An 18,704-nucleotide genomic window follows, 5' to 3' on the forward strand; every position below is an offset into this window, starting at 1 on the left:
TAGAGTTTAATAGCCACCATGCCGAGTGTGGGGATGCGCTCGAGGCGCAAGGAAGGCCCGGAAAAGCTCACCGGAGTCGCCAAGTACATCGACGACTTTCGATTCCAGGATGTCCTGCACGCGGTGACGGTGCGGGCTACCGTTCCGCGGGGCCGAATCAAGCAGATTCATTTCGATCCATCGTTCGACTGGACGGGCGTCGTCGTGGCGACGGCCGATGACATCCCCGGAGAGAACACCGTTCTCTTGATCGAACGGGATCAGCCGGTTCTCGCCCGCGACGAGGTGCGCCACGTGGAAGAGCCGCTGCTGGTGCTCGGCCATCCCGATCGCGCAATGGCCTACGATGCGTCGAAGCACGTTCGCATCGACTACGACCCGCTCGAGCCCGTTCTCGACCCCGAGCGCTCGAGCACGGTTTTTAAGAGCTTCGAGATCCAGAAGGGAGATCTCGAAGCGGGTTTTGCCGAAGCCGACGCCATCGTGGAAGAAGAGTACCGGGTTCCGCACCAGGAACAGGCCTATATCGAGACGAACGGTATCGCCGCCTGGGAAGAATCCGATGGAACGCTCGTGGTCCTCGGCTCGATGCAGTGCCCCTATTACGTCCACAAGGCGCTCTTGCCGATATTCCCTCGCGATCCCGGGAAGATTCGGGTGATCCAGGCGGCTACCGGTGGTGGGTTCGGTGGAAAGGAAGAGTATCCGAACATCATCGCCGCGCACGCGGCTCTCCTCGCCCTCAAGGCGAAGCGGCCCGTCAAGCTCGTCTACGACCGGCACGAGGACATGCGGGCGACGACGAAGCGCCATCCGGCGCGCATCCGCCACCGCACCGGAGTCAGGCGCGACGGCACTCTCGTCGCCCAGGACATCGATGTCCTCATGGACGGAGGCGCCTACATTACGCTTTCGCCCGTCGTGCTTTCCCGGGGCATTCTTCATGCGAGTGGTCCCTATGAATGCCCGAACGTACGCATTCGGGGCCGAGTGGTGGCGACGAACACCCCACCCAACGGCGCCTTCCGGGGCTTCGGAGCGCCTCAGACCCTGTTCGCCGCCGAGCTTCATATGGAGAAGATCGCGAAGACGCTCGGAATCGACTCCGTCGCGCTGCGGCGAAAGAACCTGTTTCGGCTCGGCTCGACGACGGCGACCGGCCAAGTTCTCCGCGAGAGCGTGGGGGCGAGGCAAACGCTCGACCGCGCTCTCGAAAAGAGCCAGTACTCTCGCCGAAAGAAAGCCGCCGCACGGTGGAATCGCGTCCGGAAAAACCCGACGTGGCGGGGCGTCGGCCTGGCGACCGTCTTCCACGGCGCTGGCTTCACCGGAAGCGGAGAGATTTTCCTCAAGAGCCGGGCGGGCGTGAGGTTGACCCCAGCAGGCGATATCGTCGTCGACGCCGCTTCGACCGAGATCGGACAGGGAACTACGAGCATCCTCGCCCAGATCGTCGCGGAGGCGCTCGACGTGCCTTACGAATGGATTCGCGTCGAGACGCCGGACACGAACCAAGTGCCCAACAGCGGACCCACGGTCGCCAGCCGCACCTGCATGATCGTCGGCGGCTTGCTCGAGCGCTCCGCCGACAAGATCAAGGAGCGGCTCGCCGCCGACGGAGTCCGCTGGCCTCTGACCCGGGCCGCGCTTCGAGGCAAGAATCTCTCCATCACCGAGGAGTTCGAGAAACCTGGGGAGATCGAGTGGGACGAGGAGACCTACCGCGGAGATGCCTACGGGGCCTACGGTTACGCGACGCTCGTTGCCGAGGTCGAAGTCGACAAGCTCACTTACGAGGTCACGATCCGGGACGTCGTCACCGCCCAGGATGTGGGCCGAGCCATCAACCCTCTGCTCGTCGAGGGACAGATCCTGGGCGGAACCGTTCAGGGCATCGGCTATGCTCTTCTGGAGAACGTGGTATTCGAGAACGGGGCCATGGCCAACGCTCAGTTCACCAACTACGTGATTCCGACGACTCTGGACACGCCTCCCATCCGGGTCGAGATCGTCGAGGAGCCCTACTCCCGAGGCCCGTTCGGCGCGAAAGGCGTCGGAGAGCTTCCCATGGACGTTCCCGCCCCGGCGATCGTGGCCGCAATCCACGATGCGACCGGGTTGTTTCTCACGGCCCTCCCCGCTCTTCCCGAACAGATCGAGGAAGCGTTTCATGATCGAGCTCCGCGTCAACGGTAGGAAGCGGCGTTTTCGAGGCCCGGCCTTCAAGCGCCTGCTCGATGTGCTTCGGGAAGACTTTCGCCTAACTGGCACTAAAGAGGGATGTGGTGAAGGGGAGTGCGGCGCCTGCACCGTGTTGATCGATGGCGAGCCGGTCAATGCCTGTCTCGTGCCCGTTTGCCAGGTCGCAGGACGCCGAGTCGAGACCGTCGAGGCCCTGGGCACTCCCGAGGGCCTGAGTCCGCTCCAGAAGGCGTTTCTCGAAGCGGGAGGAACTCAGTGCGGCATCTGCACGCCAGGAATGCTCGTCACGGCGTGGGCCTATTTGCGGTCCGGAGGCCGCGACGACCCCGACGCGATTCGAGTGGCGCTCTCGGGAAACCTCTGCCGCTGCACCGGGTATCAACAGATCGTGGAATCCGTGCTGACGGCGGTGCGCCGACGATGAGAGGCGACGCCCGAAGCATGAAGGTGGTGCGGCCCGGAACCGCAACAGAAGCCATCGAGCTCACTGCGCGGTTCGACGGCGCGGTGCCCCTCGCCGGCGGTACGGACTTTATGGTTAGCTGGAACGCCGGAGAGGCCAACGGGTTGACGGTCATCGACCTTTCCCGCCTCAGCAGCTGGCGTCGGATTCGGGAGGCGGGCAGGACTCTCCGAGTCGGCTCGCTCGCCACACACTGGCAGTTGCAGTCTCACGACGTCGTCCGCAGGCGATTTCCCCTGCTGGCTCAGGCCTGTGCCACCATCGGGGGGCGCCAGATTCAAACACGGGGTACGATCGGAGGCAATATCGCCAACGCTTCGCCTGCTGGGGATACCTTCCCGCCCCTTCTGGTGTACGACGCCAGGGTGAGACTGGTTTCCTCTGCGAGGCGGCGAGGCATGGCGATCCGAGACGTGTTCGTCGGAGTCAAGCGTACGGCTCTCGAGCGGGGTGAGCTCATCGAATCCATCGATCTCCCGTATCATCGAAGCCCATCGCGGGCGCTCTTTCGAAAGGTCGGAACCCGAAAGGCGTCCGCCATCTCCAAAACCGTCGCCGCCGGGCTCCTTTGGCTGCGCCGCGACGGCCGCATCCGCGAGCTACGCTTCGCCCTCGGGAGCATGGCAGTGACCGCTCGGCGGCTCGAGACGGTGGAGAGCTTCCTTCGAGGCAAAAAGCCCACGCGTCGGGTGGTCGACGAGGCCGTTTCCCTGCTGGAACGAGACGTCGATCCCATCGACGATCTGCGATCGACCGCCCGATATCGGCTCGAAGTCTCTCGAAACCTCCTACGGAGCTTTCTGCTTTGAGCCCGGTTTCGGCTCGGTGGGACGCGCTACGATGACACCCTTGCGCTCTGGTCGTCTCAAGAGGTAGTCGGCCACGTCTTCTGCGGTAATGACGACCTTCTGGTGATAGCTCGAAGCGTGGAGAAGCCTCGGGTCTCCGCGAACATGGAGAACGAACCCGGCATGATGGACGAGAAACCCCGGCCGTTCACGGACGAAGGCCACGATGTCGCCGTCTTCGAGCGCTGTCGAGGCCGAGCGTGCCGACTCTCGGGGCACCACGAGATGCGGAATCCCGCTGAGACGGGCTTCGACGCTCCGCATCTTGCGTGCGAGCTCGTCCTCTGCCGAGGCTCGAGCGAGCTCATGAGTCGAAATGCGAAAGAAATCCTTCCTGACCGGGATCCCACCCAGCTGCCCCGTCAGGTTCCTGAGCCGCCCTCTCGATTCGTTGTCGTCGATCCACTCGGTGAAGTAATGCAGGCGCGACGCGTAATCGGAGAGGACGCCGCCGCGGTATCGGCTCTGAACGATCTCTCGAGTGAAGCATTCGGCCGTGGGCTCACCGACGTAGCCGCATCGTGCGACCGCCAGGGTCGATTCGATGAAGGTAACGCACTCGAACCTCTCGAGCTCGATTCGGAGTCTCTCCGGCCCCGGAGGTGGCGAGGCAGCGGTGTCGTACGCGACTCCGTGCTGGATCCTGCCCGCGCGAGCCAGGTAACGACCGAAGGGTTCTCCCGGCCCCGGAGTACTGAGCTCGCGAAACCATGCCTCGAGGCGAGGCGGGTGCACGGGGGTCGTCTCTTCGGGGAGAGAAGGGGAGGCCAGGAACAGCACCAGCACCATCCCCGAGCGATTCGGGCACATCCTTCACAAAGCTTACGAGGCCGGAAGTGCCCTTGGCAAGGTTGCTTATTGAGCCAAACGGTTGTACATTTTTCTTTGGTACCTGGTCGGGTCGGCCAGGGAGCCATTTTGACGGGGGACCCGTCCCGGCCTCTGGGAGCGGGTATAGCTTGGTCTCGGGCCCGAGCCGCTGCGGCGGCCCGGACACGAAGGCCCCAACGCTCGAGCCGGCATCGAAGCCCTGATGGGGGTGCAGCATGGACGACTATGTCGGACATCTGAGAGAGTTCCGGCGCATTCTCCGGAACCTGGAGGGCCAGGCGACACATCCGCTGAACCGGGAGACCATCGATTCGCTCTCCCGGAAGCTCGACCGGGACGAATCCCAATTGAACGCCGACCGGCTCCAGAGCTCCATCCGGGCGACCGTAGATGCCACGGCGACGCTCGAGGAGCTCGCCCGGTACGAGCAGGACGTCACCTCGGTGTTCTACGAGGTCGTCGATCGAAAGCGGAAGGAGCTGGAACGCGAGCGCTTCCGAAGACTCCTCGATCAATCCGCCGAGTCGATTTTCGTCATCGAGCCGCACACCGGGAGATTTCTGGACGTCAACGAGCGCGCGGTCCAGTTGCTAGGCTACTCCCGGGCCGAGCTCCTCGAGCTTTCGTTGAACCACATCGAGGTGGCCCTGCCACTAACTCCTCCTTCGTCATGGAACGAGTGGCTTTCGAACGTGCCCAGCACGCCGGAGGTCGCCTACCTGGAGGGGATCCACCGTCGCAAGGACGGAAGTCGCTTCCCCGTAGAAGTGTCCGCGACTTTCGTTCCCATCGACGACGTCAAGCTGATTCTCTGCGTGGCCCGCGACGCGACCGATCGAAAGCGATCCGAGATCAGGCTGAAACGGCAATGGGCGTTCTTCAGCAGGCTGGCACACCGAAGCATCGATGGGGTGCTGGCTTTCGACCGCAACTTCCATCTCACCTACTGGAATCCTGCGGTTCAGCGGATTCTGGGGCAGCCACGAGAGAGCGTGATCGGAAAGAACGTTTGGGAGGCACTGCCGCAGCTCAAGGACCTCGGCGAGGACCGCTACTTTCGCGACGCTTTGGCGGGCACGACCTCGACATCGCGCAACCGCCCCTTCACCCAGGTGGAAACGGGCCGGCAAGTGTTCTTCGACGGATACTACTCTCCTCTCACCGAGGAGAATGGGGAGATCGTCGGCGGCATCGCCATCCTTCGTGACGTGACCGAGAGGCGCGAGTTCCAGCTCCGGCAGGCCCGCGACACGGCGGCGCGCCAGGACGAACAGAAGCAGCAGGATCTCGAGGAGAAGCGGCGGCTTTCGGCCGAAGTGGTGGAGCTTTCGCGAGAAGTCGACCGGCTCAAGAAAGAGCAGCTGCACGCCGGGCGTGAAAGGAGCGACGTAGAGTCCGCCGAGCGCGTGGAGGAGCTGCAGCTCCTCGCCAAGGGGGTGGCCCGAGAGGTCGAGCCCTTGATGGCCGGAATATTGAGTCAGACGGGCCTTGCGCTCGCGGAGCTTCCTTCCGGATCCTCGCTCCGACGTGGCGTCGAGGAAATCGAGGAAGCCGCACTCTCGGCCAGCGAGCTCGCCGCGATGCTCTCGTCGTTTTCCGGTAACGGTTCTGCCGAAGGGGGAAGGGTTCAGCTCGACCAGCTCCTCGTCGAGATCGAGCACTCGCTTCGGGCGCTTCTCTTGGACGGGCCGGCGGGATCCCTCGAGCTCGAGCTCGGAAGCGAAGAGGTTCCCCTTTGGGGCGACTCGCGTCAGATTCGAGAGCTGGTGATGGTTCTGGTGCAAAATGCCGCGGATGCCATGGTGCAAGGCGGCGGGCCCATCCGGGTGAGGACCGGGGCTTTGGAGCTCGATGCGAATGCCCTGAAGGAATTCTTCCTCGCTTCGGGCGCCAACCCGGGAACCTTCGTCTTTCTGGAAGTGAGCGATATGGGCGAAGGGATGGATGAACAGACTCTTTCCCGTATCTTCATTCCCTTTTTCAGCACGAGACCGGGCCACCGGGGGCTCGGGCTCGCTACGGCGCTCGCAGTGGTTCGAGCCCATGGAGGAGCCCTTTCGGTCGAGAGCGCCCGCGGACAAGGTACGACTTTTCGCGTCTACTTTCCGATACATTGAGACTGGCCAAAAGCGCGGATCTGGATACAATGCGGACTCATGGCGGACGCGGAGCTCGTCGAAATCCTGCTCCGGGGTGCCGCGGCCTGGAATCGATTCAGGGAAAGTAACCCGGGCCGGACCGCCCCGGACCTGTCACGGGCGGAGCTCGCCGGAATCGACCTGGGTGAGGCCGATCTCCACGGGGTCAACCTGACGGGGGCCAACCTGACGGCGGCCAAGCTCGAGGGGGCCGACCTGACGGACGCTCAGATGGCCCAGGTCCGAGCTCCCGATGCCCGTCTCGACGGCGCAAAGATGCACCGGGCCCGTCTCACCGGCGCCCGGCTGGAACGCGTCACGATGCTCGATGCGGACCTGACCGGCGCCGATCTGACGCGCGCCCAGCTGCTCGAAGCGCGTTTGTCGCGGGCCAATCTATCCGGAGTCCAGCTCCAGACCGCCAACGCAGCTCGCGCGGTTCTGGTCCGAGCCCAGCTTCCGGTGGCGAACCTGCGCGGAGCGATCCTATCCGGGGCGGATCTCGAGGAAGCCAAGCTTCCGGGCGCCAGTCTGGAGGGGGCGCGGCTTCCCATGGCCAATCTGCGCCGGGCCGACCTCACGCGAACCGAGGGCTCGGCGGCGCACTTCTGGAAGGCCAACCTTTTCGAAGCGAACTTGACCGGCTCGAGCCTCGGTGGTGCCCAGCTCGTCGAGGCCGATCTGAGCCGGGCGGAGCTTCCCCTAGCGGATTTGCAGGGCGCTCGGCTTCAGCGGGTTCGCCTCGGCGGCGCCGACCTGAACCAGGCCAACCTGAGCCGCGCCTGCCTCAAGGGGGCCGACTTCTCCCGAGCCGACTTGACCGGGGCGAGATTGGTGGGAGCGGAGATCGTTCGGGCGAACTTCGGCGGAGCGAGACTGAGCCATTGTCAGCTGTCGGGCGCGCTCTTGGTTCAATGTAACCTCACGCAAGCCATACTGACCGACTGCCGGCTCGACGACGTCGTGCTCTCCGGACTTCGGCACGAAGGGATTGTCACGTCCAATCTCGCCTTGACGCCCCCCGACGAGGCCGCCGTGTTGGTGGACGACCTCGAGATGGTGCAGCTGATGGAGACGCTCATCTCCGAGGCCCGGTGGCGAGACCTCATCCCTCGGAACACCCTGCGCCTCGTGCTCGTGCTCGGACGATTTCCCGACTGGCGCAAACCGCACCTCGAAGCAATCCGTGAATTGCTGAGGCGACGCGACTACGCTCCTGTGGCCGTGGATCTCGAAAGGCCGGTTGGTCCCAAGCTGCGTGCGACTTTCGAGAACCTGACCCACCTCTCGCGCTTCATCGTCGCCGATCTGGCTGGCAGCCGGGAGCTCGTCAAGGAATTGCAGCCTTTCGGTGTCTTGCTGAGGGATCTGCCTATCAAGATCATTCTCCCCGAAGGCGAGGATCTCGTGGACAGCCCCGAGTTCGCGGGCATCGAGCCCTACCGTTACCGTGACACGGAACATCTGGTCGAAACGTTCGAACAGAGTGTGCTTGCCCCCCTCGAGGTGAAGCTCGAGCCCTTCAGCAAGGCTCCGGCGCGCTAGAGTTCTCGAGTCGGGTCACCATGCGATAATGGTCGAGGTTCTTGTGTACGACGGGAAGGTCTTCGTCTCCATGAGCAATACGGAAACGGGCGACGTGTCGGCCGAAACTCGCTTCACCTACCGCCAGAAAGGCGACCTCGTCTGGGCGACGTACGAAGGCGGAGCCGTTCGTTTCGGGACCCTCGTGGCCAAGGCCGACGAGGAGGGGCGGCTCGAAATGCGCACTCAGCATCTCACGACGGCCGGTGAGCTCAAGACCGGGGAATGTCGCTCGATCCCGGAAGTCATGGCGGACGGGCGGCTCCGGCTACACGAGAGCTGGCGATGGACCTCGGGGGACGACTCCGAGGGAAGCTCGATCGTCGAGGAGCTCGCCGGATGAGCCGCGTTCGTCGCTGGCTCGTCATGATCGCGCTCGTCATCATGACCATCGCCTGCGACCAGACGACGAAGCGATTCGCATCGGAGAGCTTTACCCAGGCCGTGCCTTATCCCCTGGTCGAGGGAACCGTCGAGCTGCTCTACTCCGAGAACCGCGGTGCCTTTCTGGGCATCGGAGCCGAGCTCGAGCCGGTGACGCGGTTCTGGCTTTTCACCGTGGGGGTCACCATCCTTCTCCTCGTCTTCGCGGTAAAGCTCTTTCGCGCGCGAAGCGCCCTGGAGCTCGCGGGATGGTCGTTCGTGATCGGTGGCGGGCTCGGCAATCTCATCGATCGCGTGCAGCATGGCATGGTCATCGACTTCCTTCGCATCGGTTTCGGCGACCTGCACACTGGAATCTTCAACATCGCCGACGCCGCCATCGTGGCAGGGCTCGTCCTTCTGTTCCTCTCGACGTTCGCGCATCGCCCCGTGGTCGCGCGCCGGCGACCCGATCTGGCTTAGACGATGAACGAGACAAGGTCGACGTCTTGCGTCCTGGATTGTCCCGACACCTGCTCGCTCGAGGTCGAGGTCTCGGGCTCGGCGATTCGTAGCATCACCGCCGGGGCCGCGAATCCGGTCACGGGCGGGTTCATCTGCTCGAAGGTGGGACGATTCGGGAAGCGCGTGGAGCACGAGGACCGGCTCCTGTACCCGATGCGACGCACGGGGCCGAAGGGCGAGGGTCGTTTCCAGCGCGTGTCCTGGGACGAGGCCCTCTCCGAAGTGGCGGCGCGCTTCAAGGCCATCCGAAGAACCCACGGAGGAGAGGCGATCCTCCCCTACCACTACGGGGGGTCGAACGGGTTCGTCACCGACGAGATGCTCGACAGCCTTCTCTTCGCTCGCCTCGGCGCCTCACGCCTCGCCAAGACGATTTGCGCCGCACCCACGGGCGAGGTGGCGAAAGACATGTACGGAAAGATGGCGGGGGTTGCCTTTCCCGACTACGTCGACGCCCGTTGCATCGTGATTTGGGGGGCCAATCCGCGGGCATCCAACATCCACCTCGTACCCTATCTGAAGGAGGCGAAACGGCGCGGTGCCTTCGTCGCGCTCGTCGATCCGATAAGAACACTCCCTTCGGAGCTCCTCGACGTCCACCTGCCTGTTCGTCCCGGCACCGACTTGCCCCTGGCGCTCGGTCTCATCGACTACTTTGTGGGAAACGGCAAGCTCGACTCCGCCTTCGTCCGCGCCCGGGCGACGGGGCTCGACCCGCTGCTCGAGGCGGCGTCCGCGTGGCCGCTCGACAAGGCGGCGATGGAAGCGGGTCTCGGTCTTTCCGCCGTTCGCGATCTGGCGGAGCGCTACGCTTCCTCTTCGCCGGCCGTCTTGCGGTGCGGCTGGGGCGTCGAGCGCAACCGAAATGGTGGTCATGCGGTAGCCGCCATACTCGCGATTCCTTGCCTCCTTGGAAAGTTTGGCGTTGTCGGCGGCGGTTACACGCTGAGCAACAGCGGCGCCGGGCGATTGGTTACCGAGAAGCTCTTCCGCTTGCCGCCCTGGAATACGCGGATCATCAACATGACCGAGCTGGCCCATGTCTTGCGAGGCCCGCTCTCGCCGCCGGTGAAGTCTCTGTTCGTGTTCAACTGCAACCCAGTGGCGACGGTGCCCGATCAGAACGGGATCGTCCACGGCCTGATGAGGGAAGACCTCTTTACCGTGGTTTTCGAGCAGGTGATGACCGACACGGCCCGTTATGCCGACGTGCTCCTCCCGGCGACGACGTTTTTAGAGCACCACGACCTGAAGCGCGCCTACGGAAGCTACGTCGTGGGGTCTACCCGGCCCGTCGTCCCCCCCCGAGGTGAGGCGCGATCGAACGTTGCCGTATTCCAGGCCCTCGCCAAGGCGATGGGGTTCGACGACGATGCGTTCGGCTGGTCGGAACAAGAGCTCATCGACCGAACCATTGCCGCGATCGAGCTGAACGGGAAGGCGCCCTCATCCGGGCCGTTGAAGGGGGGTGGAGCGCACGGATACGACTTCGATGGCGGAACGCCGATTCAGTTCAAGAACGTGTTTCCCGAGACCGACGACGGCAAGGTACATCTGACTCCGCGGTGTCTGGGTAAGGTTCCTTATCGCTATCGATCCTTCCAGTCCAGCCATCCGCTCACCCTCATCAGCTCTTCGACCACGATGACGATCAACAGTACGCTCGGAGAGTTCAACTTGAGCCGGCTTCATCTGTCCGTCAATCCCGAGGATGCGCGCCGTCGCGGCATTCGAAGCGGGGACCGGGTGCGGGTGTTCAACTCTCAAGGAGAGGTTCTCTGTTACGCGCGCGTGGATCGGCGTCTCAGAGAGGGTGTCGTCCACATGCCCAAAGGCGCTTGGAGGAAAGCTTCGTTGAACGGGAGCACCTCGACGGCTCTCACCCCCGCGGAGGTGAACGAGGTGGGGGGCGGCGCGTGTTTCAACGACGCACGGGTCGAAGTCGCGCGTTTCGATTTCCCGGAGGTGAACCGATGAGAGGGATGATCCTGGGTAGTTTGTTGATCCTAGGGGCAGCAATCGGCCACACGGAGGAGACCTTCGAAGGCTATGTCACCGACGACATGTGCGGCGCCGAGCACATGATGGAGGGGATGAGCGACAAACAGTGCGCCGACGAATGTGTCGGCATGGGAGCCGCCTACGCGCTCTACGTGCCGGATGACGAGATGCTGTACGCGGTGGACGACCCGGAGAAAATCAAGCCGTTCGCCGGCGAGGACGTCGTCGTCAGCGGAACCCTGGACGAGGACGGCGAGACGATCCGCATCGAGTCGGTGGCGAGGCCGGAGAAGCGCTAGCCGAAGCCCTCGAACGGAATCGCCTCGTCTTCGAGCATGATCGGAATCGAGTCTCGTATGGGGTACAGGAACTGCCGGTCTTCTCGAAGGAGGCCCCCCTGAATCTTCTCCGATACCGCCGCGCCTCCGCGGTTCTTCACGACCCCCGCCTCGATCTTCTCGTTGATGCGATCGATGGTGCCGGGCTCTACGAGTGACACCGGCTGTTTCGTCTCCGGGCAGCACAAAATCTCCAGGAGCTCCGGGTCGATCATGACCATAAGCTAACTCCGTTCCCGGATAACTGCAAGGGTACGGCCGTGATCCTCCGCCTGTACGGCAGGTCGGCGTTCTGTCCCGCTCCGCCGACTCCCGGGTTGGGGAGCGAGAAACGCGGTCCATCCTCATCGGAAGGAGCACCCTGACCATCTTCCGAGGCCCCGGGGGGTTAGCGGAGTAGGATGGCCTCGCGCTCGTACTGGCGGATGACGAGCCGCAGGAGCAGAGCTCCGGCCACGAGCGTGATTGCGGACGAGACGCTCAGATGGAGCAGGCTCACGGTTTCCGCTCGAAGAATCTGATTGATGAAAACCTGCTGTCCCACCGTGGGTACGAGGGAAAGCCACAAAGATTGCTGAAAGGGGACGACCGCCATGATGAGAGCGGGAAGGGCCGGTACGAGCAGCATCAAAGAGATGTAGTTCTGCGCTTCTTTGAAGCTCTTCGTGTAGCTCGCGACCAGCATCTGCAAGCCGACGACCAGGAGCATCAACGGCAGGCTTACGAGGAGGATGAGGAAGAGCGCCTCGATCGGTAGGCTCATACGGACACCGATGTACTGCTCGAGGGGTACGAAGTTGAGTATGATCGCGAAACCGGCAAGGGTCTCCAGGAGCGCCACGAGCGTAAAGAGAAAAACCGCCGCCGCTTTTCCCAGGACGAGCTCGGTACGACTGACGGGGTTGATCAAAAGAGGCTCGAGTGAGAGCCGCTCGCGCTCTCCGGCCGTGGAATCGATAGCGAGGTACATCCCGCCGACGAAGAGCGAGACCAGGATGAGGTAAGGAGCCATCGCCAGGATGCGAGCCCCGCGGCTCTGTGGCGTCGAGACGTCCACCAGCTCGACGGCGACGGTATCGACGACGCGCGGATCGACGCCGCGCACCGCCAGTCGGAGCCGTCCGATCTGCCCACTGTAAGCGGCAAGGACCGTTCTTGCCCGTTCGATCGCGCTCAGTGCTTCGTTCCTCGAGGAGTCCACCACGAGGTGTACCGCGGCCGGTTGCCCCTGGGTGAAGGCGTCCCCATAGGTTTCGGGAACGATCAGCACGACGTCCTCTTTTCCCGTCCGAACCGCCTCCTCTGGATCGGCGGGTGCCGGCTTCACTTCCACGTTGTTCTGCTCGAGGAACTCGATCAGGTCGGGCGCGTTGTGCCCGCCCTCGACCGGAAGCTTCAATGGCTCGTCCGCTTCTCTCGACAGCTGACCGACGGCAAAGACGACGAGAAGTATCATCGCGGGGCCGAGGAAGGGGTACAGTAGCGCGGCCGCGAGAGTCCGCCGGTCGCGAAGGTTGTCGACGACTTCCTTGTCGAAGACGACGGTAAAGCCCCGTTTCAACGCAGGAGCCCTTCTTCCGAGCCAATCGAGGCCACGAACGCATCTTCGAGGTTCGCTTCGCCGGTCGATTGGCGGAGCTCCAGGGCTGTCCCGCTGGCGACGACCTTTCCCTTCGAGATGACCACGATGTGGTCGCATAGTGCCGAGACTTCCTGCATGATGTGGCTCGACAAGAGCACGCAGACGCCCTCGGCACGCAGCCGCTTGATGAAGTCCCGCATCGCCCGCGTCGATGGAACATCGAGGCCGCTCGTGGGCTCGTCCAGTAGCACGTTTCGCGGCTTCTGAACGAGAGCTCGCGCGATGGCGACCTTCACCCGCTGGCCCGTCGAGAAACCCTCGGCCCTCCGTTCGACGATGTCCTCCATGTCCAGGAGATCGACGAGCTCGTCGATGCGACTCTCCAGCTCTGCTCGGTGCAGTCGATGGAGGGCCCCAAAGTAGCGGATGTTCTCTCGAGCCGTCAGGCGTGGATAGAGCCCATGGGCATCGGGGAGAACCCCGATTCGTCGTTGCACCTCCAGGCGCGATGTCAGCGTGTCATAGCCGTCGACGCGCGCCGTTCCCGCGTCCTGCCGGATGACGGTATAGAGGATTCGAAGAGCCGTGGTCTTGCCCGCCCCGTTGGGGCCGAGTAGCCCGGTGATCTCTCCGTTTTTCGCGGTGAAGCTCACCCCGCGCAGCGCCCGGACCTGACCGAACGATTTGGTGACGTTCTCGAGCTCGATCATATCTTTCTCGGTTGTCCCGCCTCTCTGCCGTTTGTCGGTTTCATCCGTCGGCTAGGGAAGCGGTCCAGCAAAGGAGGTAAAAAAGGCTCGAGGTGCGATGCGATCGACGCAGCTCGTGTCGATGCCGTCGAAGGTTCCTTTCTCGATGAAATTGGAAGCGAGGCTCGATATACATCCGCGGTGGATCACGACGTGTCCCTGGCCGGGGGCGACGATGTGCAGACTCCGGTCGAGCTGGCTGTGGACGATTTCCGCGTTCTCGGGAGGCGTCACCGGATCGGCCTCGCCAGAGAGGAGAAGGACGGGCACCGACGACTTGACCGGAGCTCGGAAGCCCTGGGGCACTTCGCCTCGGGGCCAGGAGGGGCACACGAGCTTCAAGGCGTCGGTCTGGATCGCTCCGAGATAGGTGTCTCGAGATCGTTCGGCGATGAGGTCATCTTCGAAGAAGGGGTAATCTTCGGTACAGACGATCGAGATGCCCATGGCGTCACTCATCGTCTCCGACACACCGCCCACGGTCATGAGGAACTGGGCGGCGAGCGGTGCGAGGTCGTTCTCCCGAGCCGAAGTGAGCAAGAGAGGAATCGTCGCGACGGTCTCCTGACTGTAGCTCAGCAACCGTATCGCGTAGGCTGCCATTCTCCGGTCGAGCTCCACGCTCACGATCTCTCCCGTTCTCGGGTGACGAAGGGAGATGGGGACCGGAGTGTCGAGACGCGCCATCACGTCATCGACGGCTTTTCCGATTTCGGGAAACGCCTTCGCGCAGCTCGGATCGGCGGAACATCGGCCCATCATCAAGTCGAGTGCCCGCTCGGCATCCCGGGCGACGTCGATTCCGAGCGTCTCGGTGGGCGGTACGACCCCATCGAGTACGATCGAGCGGACCCGGTCGGGATAGAGTCGGAGATAGGTCAAAGCGGCTCGCGTACCGTAGGAGACACCGTAGAGGTTGATGCGCTCATGCCCCAGAGCTCGACGCACGTCGTCGAGATCTCTCATGGCGATCGAAGTCGTGTAGAACCGGGGGTCTCCTTCGAGCGAGTCGAGGCATCTTTCGACCCAGGGTTCGATGTCCTCGTCGTCCAGCAACCACACATCGCTCTCGTCCCCCGCGGGACAGCGCAAAGGGTTCGAGCCTCCGGTACCGCGCTGATCCACCAGGACGATATCGCGGTCCCGGCGAACTCGCCGAAACGCGGCCTGGATCGTCACGAAGCTTTCCGTGGCCGCCTGCCCGGGGCCTCCGGTGAGGAAGAAGAGCGGATCGGGCCAAGGCGCCCGACTCACCGCCCGAACCACGGCCACACGGAGATCGATGTTGCGTCCATTCGCGGCACCCCGGTCTTCGGGAACGGTCAGCTTTCCGCATTCCGCCGCGAGACTGACGGGCGAGCCCGGAGACGTCAGTTGACACGGGGTCAGCTCGAGACGGGGCCCCATCGCCCCCGTAGGCGCGGGTGCGCAGGAAACTCCTGCGGCCACAATGCCTGCCAGGGCAAGGCCCCAGGCGACACGCTGCCGGGCCGAAACAAAGCGGCGGGCATGCCGGCGTTGGATGTGAAAAAGGCTCAACTCTTCTATGCTACGGCATGAAACGAAGCCCGCCAAGCTCAGGCATCCATGACCGCGGCCACGTCCCTGTCGAGCTCTCTCGCGCGGGTAAGGAAGCTTACGACGAACAGCATCGTAAACGAGGCGGCGGTCGCGACCGCGGTGGGTAGGACGCCGGGGGCGAAAAGAAGAACTCCTCGGCGCGAGAGGATCTCGAAGGTGATGTTCGCGGCGATGCCGGTTGCCATGGCGCAGGTGGCCGCCTTTGCCGTGACGCGCTTCCAGTTGAGTCCGACGGCAAGCACCGGCGCGAGCGCCGCCCCGAACGTCCCGAAGGCAAAGGTTCCCAGGAGAGCGACGAGGTCTCCATAGCTGAGGGCGAGAGATACCGCCAAGCCTGACACGGCCAGAACCGCAATTCTCGCGAAGAGAAGCTCTCGGGAAACGCGGAGGCCGAGGGCGTTCGGAATGTCCCTCACCAGAGCGGCGGAGCCGATGTTCACGAATGAATCGGCGGTGGACATGATCGCGGCGAGAAGGCCGGCGAGAACGAGGCCGGTGACGACGGGAGGCGTGAGCTCGAGCAGGAACGTGGGCGCGGCGTCGTCCGGTTGCGAGAGGGGGGAAAGAAGCCCCTGGGAGACGAGCGCGGGAACGGCGAGGCCCACGCCGAGCCAGATGAGCAGACACACGCTCTGGCTTCCCGCCATCAAGAGCGGCATCCACTTGAGCTTCAGGGGGTCGTCCAGCATGAAGAACTTGTGAAGGACGTGGGGCTGACCGAGGGTTCCCGTCCCGAAAACGAAGACGAAGCCGAGGGCCGTCAGCACCGGTGCCGTCCCCAGCGGATCGAGAAAGCCCGGCCCGAATCGCGGTGACGCCGCGATGCTCGTGACGGCTCGCTCGACGCCGCCGCTGACGGAGATCGCGTGGAAGAATACGACGACCGCCGCGACCGACATGAGACCGCCCTGAAGGAGATCGGTGTAAACGCCGGCCACCATTCCGCCGAGGACGGAATAGAGGAGGACGATGGCGACGCCGATCGCCATCGCCACGTAGAGGCTGGCCTCGCCGAAGAGCTCGCGGGTTCCGAATACAGACTCCAGGAGCCGACCGAGGGCGAGAAACTGAGAGCCGAGGTAGGCCACGGTCCCCACGAGAACGGCGACCGCCGCCGTTCCCGAAGCGACGCGGCTTCCGTAGCGGCACAGGATGGCATCGGGAATCGTGTAGATTTCTCGAACCTCGGAAAGCAGCCGCAGGCGTTTGGCCACGAGCCAGCAGTGGAGTGCCGAGGTGAAGCCGGCCGGAGCCACGATCAAAACCGAAGCGAGGCCGATCGAGTACATGAGCCCGGGCCCGCCGATGAAAACGAAGCCGCTGAAGGCCGCCGAGGTTGCGGCGATTCCCGTAATCCAGAGGCCGATCCGTTGTCCCGCGATCCAGAAATCTCGAGCCGTTCTCGTCCGACGTGCGGCCCAGAATCCGACGAGGAGGACCGCGAGCAGATACGAAGCGGCCGCGACGACGACAAGGGGACGGGCGAAAATGGGCACGGGCTAGCCTCTCACGGGGCAGGCCTTTGGAAAGGCATCCGTTGGCGAACGCGCACGGGCTCCGAGAGTGTAGCGACGGGATCCCGGTCGCTTCAACCGGGTTTTCTCTCTTTCCTTTGTCTGGGGGTTCGTGCCCACGTAGAATTCGCCCGTGGCGCAGACTCCGAAAGAGAAGAAGAAGGCGAAGCGGAAGGCGAGCGCCTCGCGCAAGCGGCTCGTTCCCCGTAAGGAACAACGGGGAGTTCTGGGGGACGAGGCCCGACTCGACGTCGAAGACCCCTCACTCGCGCCGATTGCCGCCCGCGTCAAGGAGCTCGGTGGAGCTGCCGTCGGCGCCTATCGGGAGCCTCTCTCGGGCAAGCCGATTCTCGTGGCCGTACTCCCGATCAAAGTGGTCGAGCCCACCCCATTTCAGCGGGACTTGTCTCCCACTCACACCAAGCGGCTTGCCCAGCGGATCGAAGAAACGGGTGTCTTCCTGGATCCTCTCATCGTGGTGCAGGCGCCCGATGGAAGGTTCTGGACGCCGAATGGCCGCCATCGTCTCGCCGCCGCGAAAGTGCTCGGGCTGCGGTCGGTGACCGCGCTGGTCTGTCCCGACGAAGATCTGGCTTTTCGCATCCTGGCACTCAACACCGAGAAGGCGCACAACTTGAAGGACCGAAGCCTCGAGGTCATCCGCATGGCGAGGGAGCTCGCCCTCAGGCGGCCGCGCTCGAAAGAAACGGACTACGAGAGCGAGCTCGAGGAGCCCGCGCTCATCACGCTCGGGATCGTCTACCAGAGTCACGGCCGCTTCGCCGGAAGCCCGTATTTTTCTTTTCTGCGAAAGCTCGATCGGTTCCAGACCAAGACGCTTCCCAAGAGCCTGTCGGAACGCGAGGGGTTTGCCGCGCGTCTGCTCGAGATCGACGAAAGCGTCAAGGAGATCGTGGAAGCGCTCAAGAAGCGGGGGTTTCGCTCCCCTTATCTGCGCAACTACGTCGTCGCTAGGATCAACCCGGTACGTTTCCACCGGGCGAGGAAGGGCGACTCGACGCCTCCCATGGCGATGGGCGCGGCGCTCACGCGCATGGCGGCCGCGGCGAAGAAGTTCGACACGTCGTCGGTGCGCGAGCAAGACCTGGCGCTCGTCGCCGCCGTCTCCTCGGCCGAGTAGATACGGGTACGTCTTCTGCCGGGGGAATTGGAAGGAGAAAGAGGTCTAGCGATGGGTCGGGGTTAATTGACTCCCACGGCATCCCAGCCAGCCGCCACGGTCTGCTCCTCGACGCTCCCCTCGCCATAGAGCTCGCGCGCGGCGACGAGCGTCGCCTCCCGAGCCTGACTGAAATTGGAGCTCGGGACGAGGTAGAAGACGAACGCGCGATAGAAGATCGATTCGATGCGTTCCATCTCGTCCATCCCCAGGCCCTCGACCTCGATGCCCGACGTTTCGTTCGTTCCGCCCTCGACCATGAGGTAGAAAGCGTGGTTGGCGATGCTCGAGTTGATGTGGACCCCGCCATTGTCCCCTTCCGCGTCCGGGGTGCAGATCGGGGGAAGACACCGCTCGCTGTAGTGGTCGGGATATGGCAATTGCACCCCACCGAGCTGGAAGCCGATGCTCGCGGGATCCTCCAATGAGCGGAAGTAAGGGCCAAAGTCATAGTAGAGGTCTTCTCCCAGCAACCAATCGGCCGTTTGCCTTTCGTCACCCTCCTCTTCGAAGAAGAACTCCACTGAGGTACCCATAATGTCGGAGAAGGCTTCGTTGAGTGCGCCGGACTCGTTGAGGTAGATGAGCTCCGAGCTGAAATCGGTGACGCCATGGGTCAGCTCGTGCGCCACCACTTCCAGGGACGACGAGAAGAAATTGAATACCTCCCCATCGCCGTCGCCGTAGTTCATGCTGTTGTTATCGGGATTGTAGAAGGCGTTGTTGTAGCCGAAGCCCTGCGAGAATATGTGGACGAAGTTGATGGCGGCGAGACCCTCGTCGTCGATACCTTCGCGTCCATGGC

At 63.6% G+C, this 18,704-nt stretch carries 17 protein-coding genes; 10 read left to right on the forward strand and 7 right to left on the reverse strand.

What is annotated here, in order from left to right; all coding sequences use genetic code 11:
- Positions 1 to 33 precede the first annotated feature (33 nt).
- From VEK15_32505 to VEK15_32515, 3 genes are read left to right on the forward strand one after another with little or no spacing between them, the layout of a single operon-like run.
- Positions 34 to 2,196, forward strand: coding sequence for a xanthine dehydrogenase family protein molybdopterin-binding subunit (locus tag VEK15_32505; protein ID HXV65463.1), 2,163 nt, complete (start codon positions 34 to 36; stop codon positions 2,194 to 2,196).
- A complete protein-coding gene (locus VEK15_32510) occupies positions 2,171 to 2,626 on the forward strand; it encodes a (2Fe-2S)-binding protein (GenBank protein ID HXV65464.1) in 456 nt (151 codons plus the stop codon). Before VEK15_32505 ends, VEK15_32510 begins: the two co-directional genes overlap by 26 nt.
- A gap of 17 nt (positions 2,627 to 2,643) precedes the next feature.
- Positions 2,644 to 3,474: a xanthine dehydrogenase family protein subunit M gene (locus VEK15_32515; GenBank protein HXV65465.1), complete on the forward strand. Its 831-nt coding sequence runs from the start codon at positions 2,644 to 2,646 to the stop codon at positions 3,472 to 3,474.
- Here VEK15_32515 and VEK15_32520 read toward each other — a convergent pair.
- Entirely contained in the window at positions 3,454 to 4,323 is an 870-nt protein-coding gene (locus VEK15_32520) for an N-acetylmuramoyl-L-alanine amidase-like domain-containing protein (GenBank protein ID HXV65466.1), read from the reverse strand. The two genes, VEK15_32515 and VEK15_32520, sit on opposite strands and share 21 nt — an antisense overlap.
- A gap of 236 nt (positions 4,324 to 4,559) precedes the next feature.
- Here VEK15_32520 and VEK15_32525 point away from each other — a divergent pair, with 236 nt between their 5' ends.
- The 6 genes from VEK15_32525 to VEK15_32550 are packed head-to-tail and all read left to right on the forward strand — an operon-like array spanning position 4,560 to position 11,254.
- Positions 4,560 to 6,461, forward strand: a complete 1,902-nt coding sequence (locus VEK15_32525) for a PAS domain S-box protein (GenBank protein HXV65467.1) — start codon at positions 4,560 to 4,562, stop codon at positions 6,459 to 6,461.
- Positions 6,462 to 6,500: 39 nt separating this feature from the next.
- A complete protein-coding gene (locus tag VEK15_32530; protein ID HXV65468.1) occupies positions 6,501 to 8,027 on the forward strand; it encodes a pentapeptide repeat-containing protein in 1,527 nt (508 codons plus the stop codon).
- 28 nt (positions 8,028 to 8,055) lie between these two features.
- Positions 8,056 to 8,409, forward strand: coding sequence for a n-acetylglutamate synthase (locus tag VEK15_32535; GenBank protein HXV65469.1), 354 nt, complete (start codon positions 8,056 to 8,058; stop codon positions 8,407 to 8,409).
- A complete protein-coding gene (gene lspA / locus VEK15_32540; protein ID HXV65470.1) occupies positions 8,406 to 8,912 on the forward strand; it encodes a signal peptidase II in 507 nt (168 codons plus the stop codon). Before VEK15_32535 ends, lspA begins: the two co-directional genes overlap by 4 nt.
- A 3-nt stretch (positions 8,913 to 8,915) precedes the next feature.
- Complete coding sequence (locus VEK15_32545; GenBank protein ID HXV65471.1) at positions 8,916 to 10,931, forward strand: molybdopterin-dependent oxidoreductase; 2,016 nt, start codon at positions 8,916 to 8,918, stop codon at positions 10,929 to 10,931.
- Positions 10,928 to 11,254 (forward strand): hypothetical protein, encoded by a 327-nt coding sequence (locus tag VEK15_32550; protein HXV65472.1) that lies wholly within the window; start codon positions 10,928 to 10,930, stop codon positions 11,252 to 11,254. Before VEK15_32545 ends, VEK15_32550 begins: the two co-directional genes overlap by 4 nt.
- On the opposite strand, the gene VEK15_32555 is transcribed toward VEK15_32550, so the two are convergent.
- The 5 genes from VEK15_32555 to VEK15_32575 form a co-directional block, all read right to left on the reverse strand.
- The gene (locus tag VEK15_32555) at positions 11,251 to 11,514 is read right to left on the reverse strand and encodes a Trm112 family protein (GenBank protein ID HXV65473.1); all 264 of its coding nucleotides are present in this window, start codon (positions 11,512 to 11,514) and stop codon (positions 11,251 to 11,253) included. The two genes, VEK15_32550 and VEK15_32555, sit on opposite strands and share 4 nt — an antisense overlap.
- Before the next feature lie 167 nt (positions 11,515 to 11,681).
- Positions 11,682 to 12,854, reverse strand: coding sequence for an ABC transporter permease (locus VEK15_32560; protein ID HXV65474.1), 1,173 nt, complete (start codon positions 12,852 to 12,854; stop codon positions 11,682 to 11,684).
- Positions 12,851 to 13,585 (reverse strand): ATP-binding cassette domain-containing protein, encoded by a 735-nt coding sequence (locus VEK15_32565; GenBank protein ID HXV65475.1) that lies wholly within the window; start codon positions 13,583 to 13,585, stop codon positions 12,851 to 12,853. Before VEK15_32565 ends, VEK15_32560 begins: the two co-directional genes overlap by 4 nt.
- A gap of 51 nt (positions 13,586 to 13,636) precedes the next feature.
- The gene (locus tag VEK15_32570) at positions 13,637 to 15,031 is read right to left on the reverse strand and encodes an alpha/beta fold hydrolase (GenBank protein HXV65476.1); all 1,395 of its coding nucleotides are present in this window, start codon (positions 15,029 to 15,031) and stop codon (positions 13,637 to 13,639) included.
- 170 nt (positions 15,032 to 15,201) lie between these two features.
- Complete coding sequence (locus VEK15_32575; GenBank protein ID HXV65477.1) at positions 15,202 to 16,701, reverse strand: sodium/proline symporter; 1,500 nt, start codon at positions 16,699 to 16,701, stop codon at positions 15,202 to 15,204.
- Between the two features lie 151 nt (positions 16,702 to 16,852).
- Between VEK15_32575 and VEK15_32580 the strand changes: the two genes are divergently transcribed.
- The gene (locus VEK15_32580; GenBank protein ID HXV65478.1) at positions 16,853 to 17,860 is read left to right on the forward strand and encodes a ParB N-terminal domain-containing protein; all 1,008 of its coding nucleotides are present in this window, start codon (positions 16,853 to 16,855) and stop codon (positions 17,858 to 17,860) included.
- A gap of 62 nt (positions 17,861 to 17,922) precedes the next feature.
- Here the strand turns inward: VEK15_32580 and VEK15_32585 are convergent.
- The coding region (locus VEK15_32585; GenBank protein ID HXV65479.1) for a M4 family metallopeptidase at positions 17,923 to 18,704 on the reverse strand (782 nt) is incomplete at its 5' end.

The organism is Vicinamibacteria bacterium, assembly GCA_035620555.1.
Classification (GTDB): domain Bacteria; phylum Acidobacteriota; class Vicinamibacteria; order Marinacidobacterales; family SMYC01; genus DASPGQ01.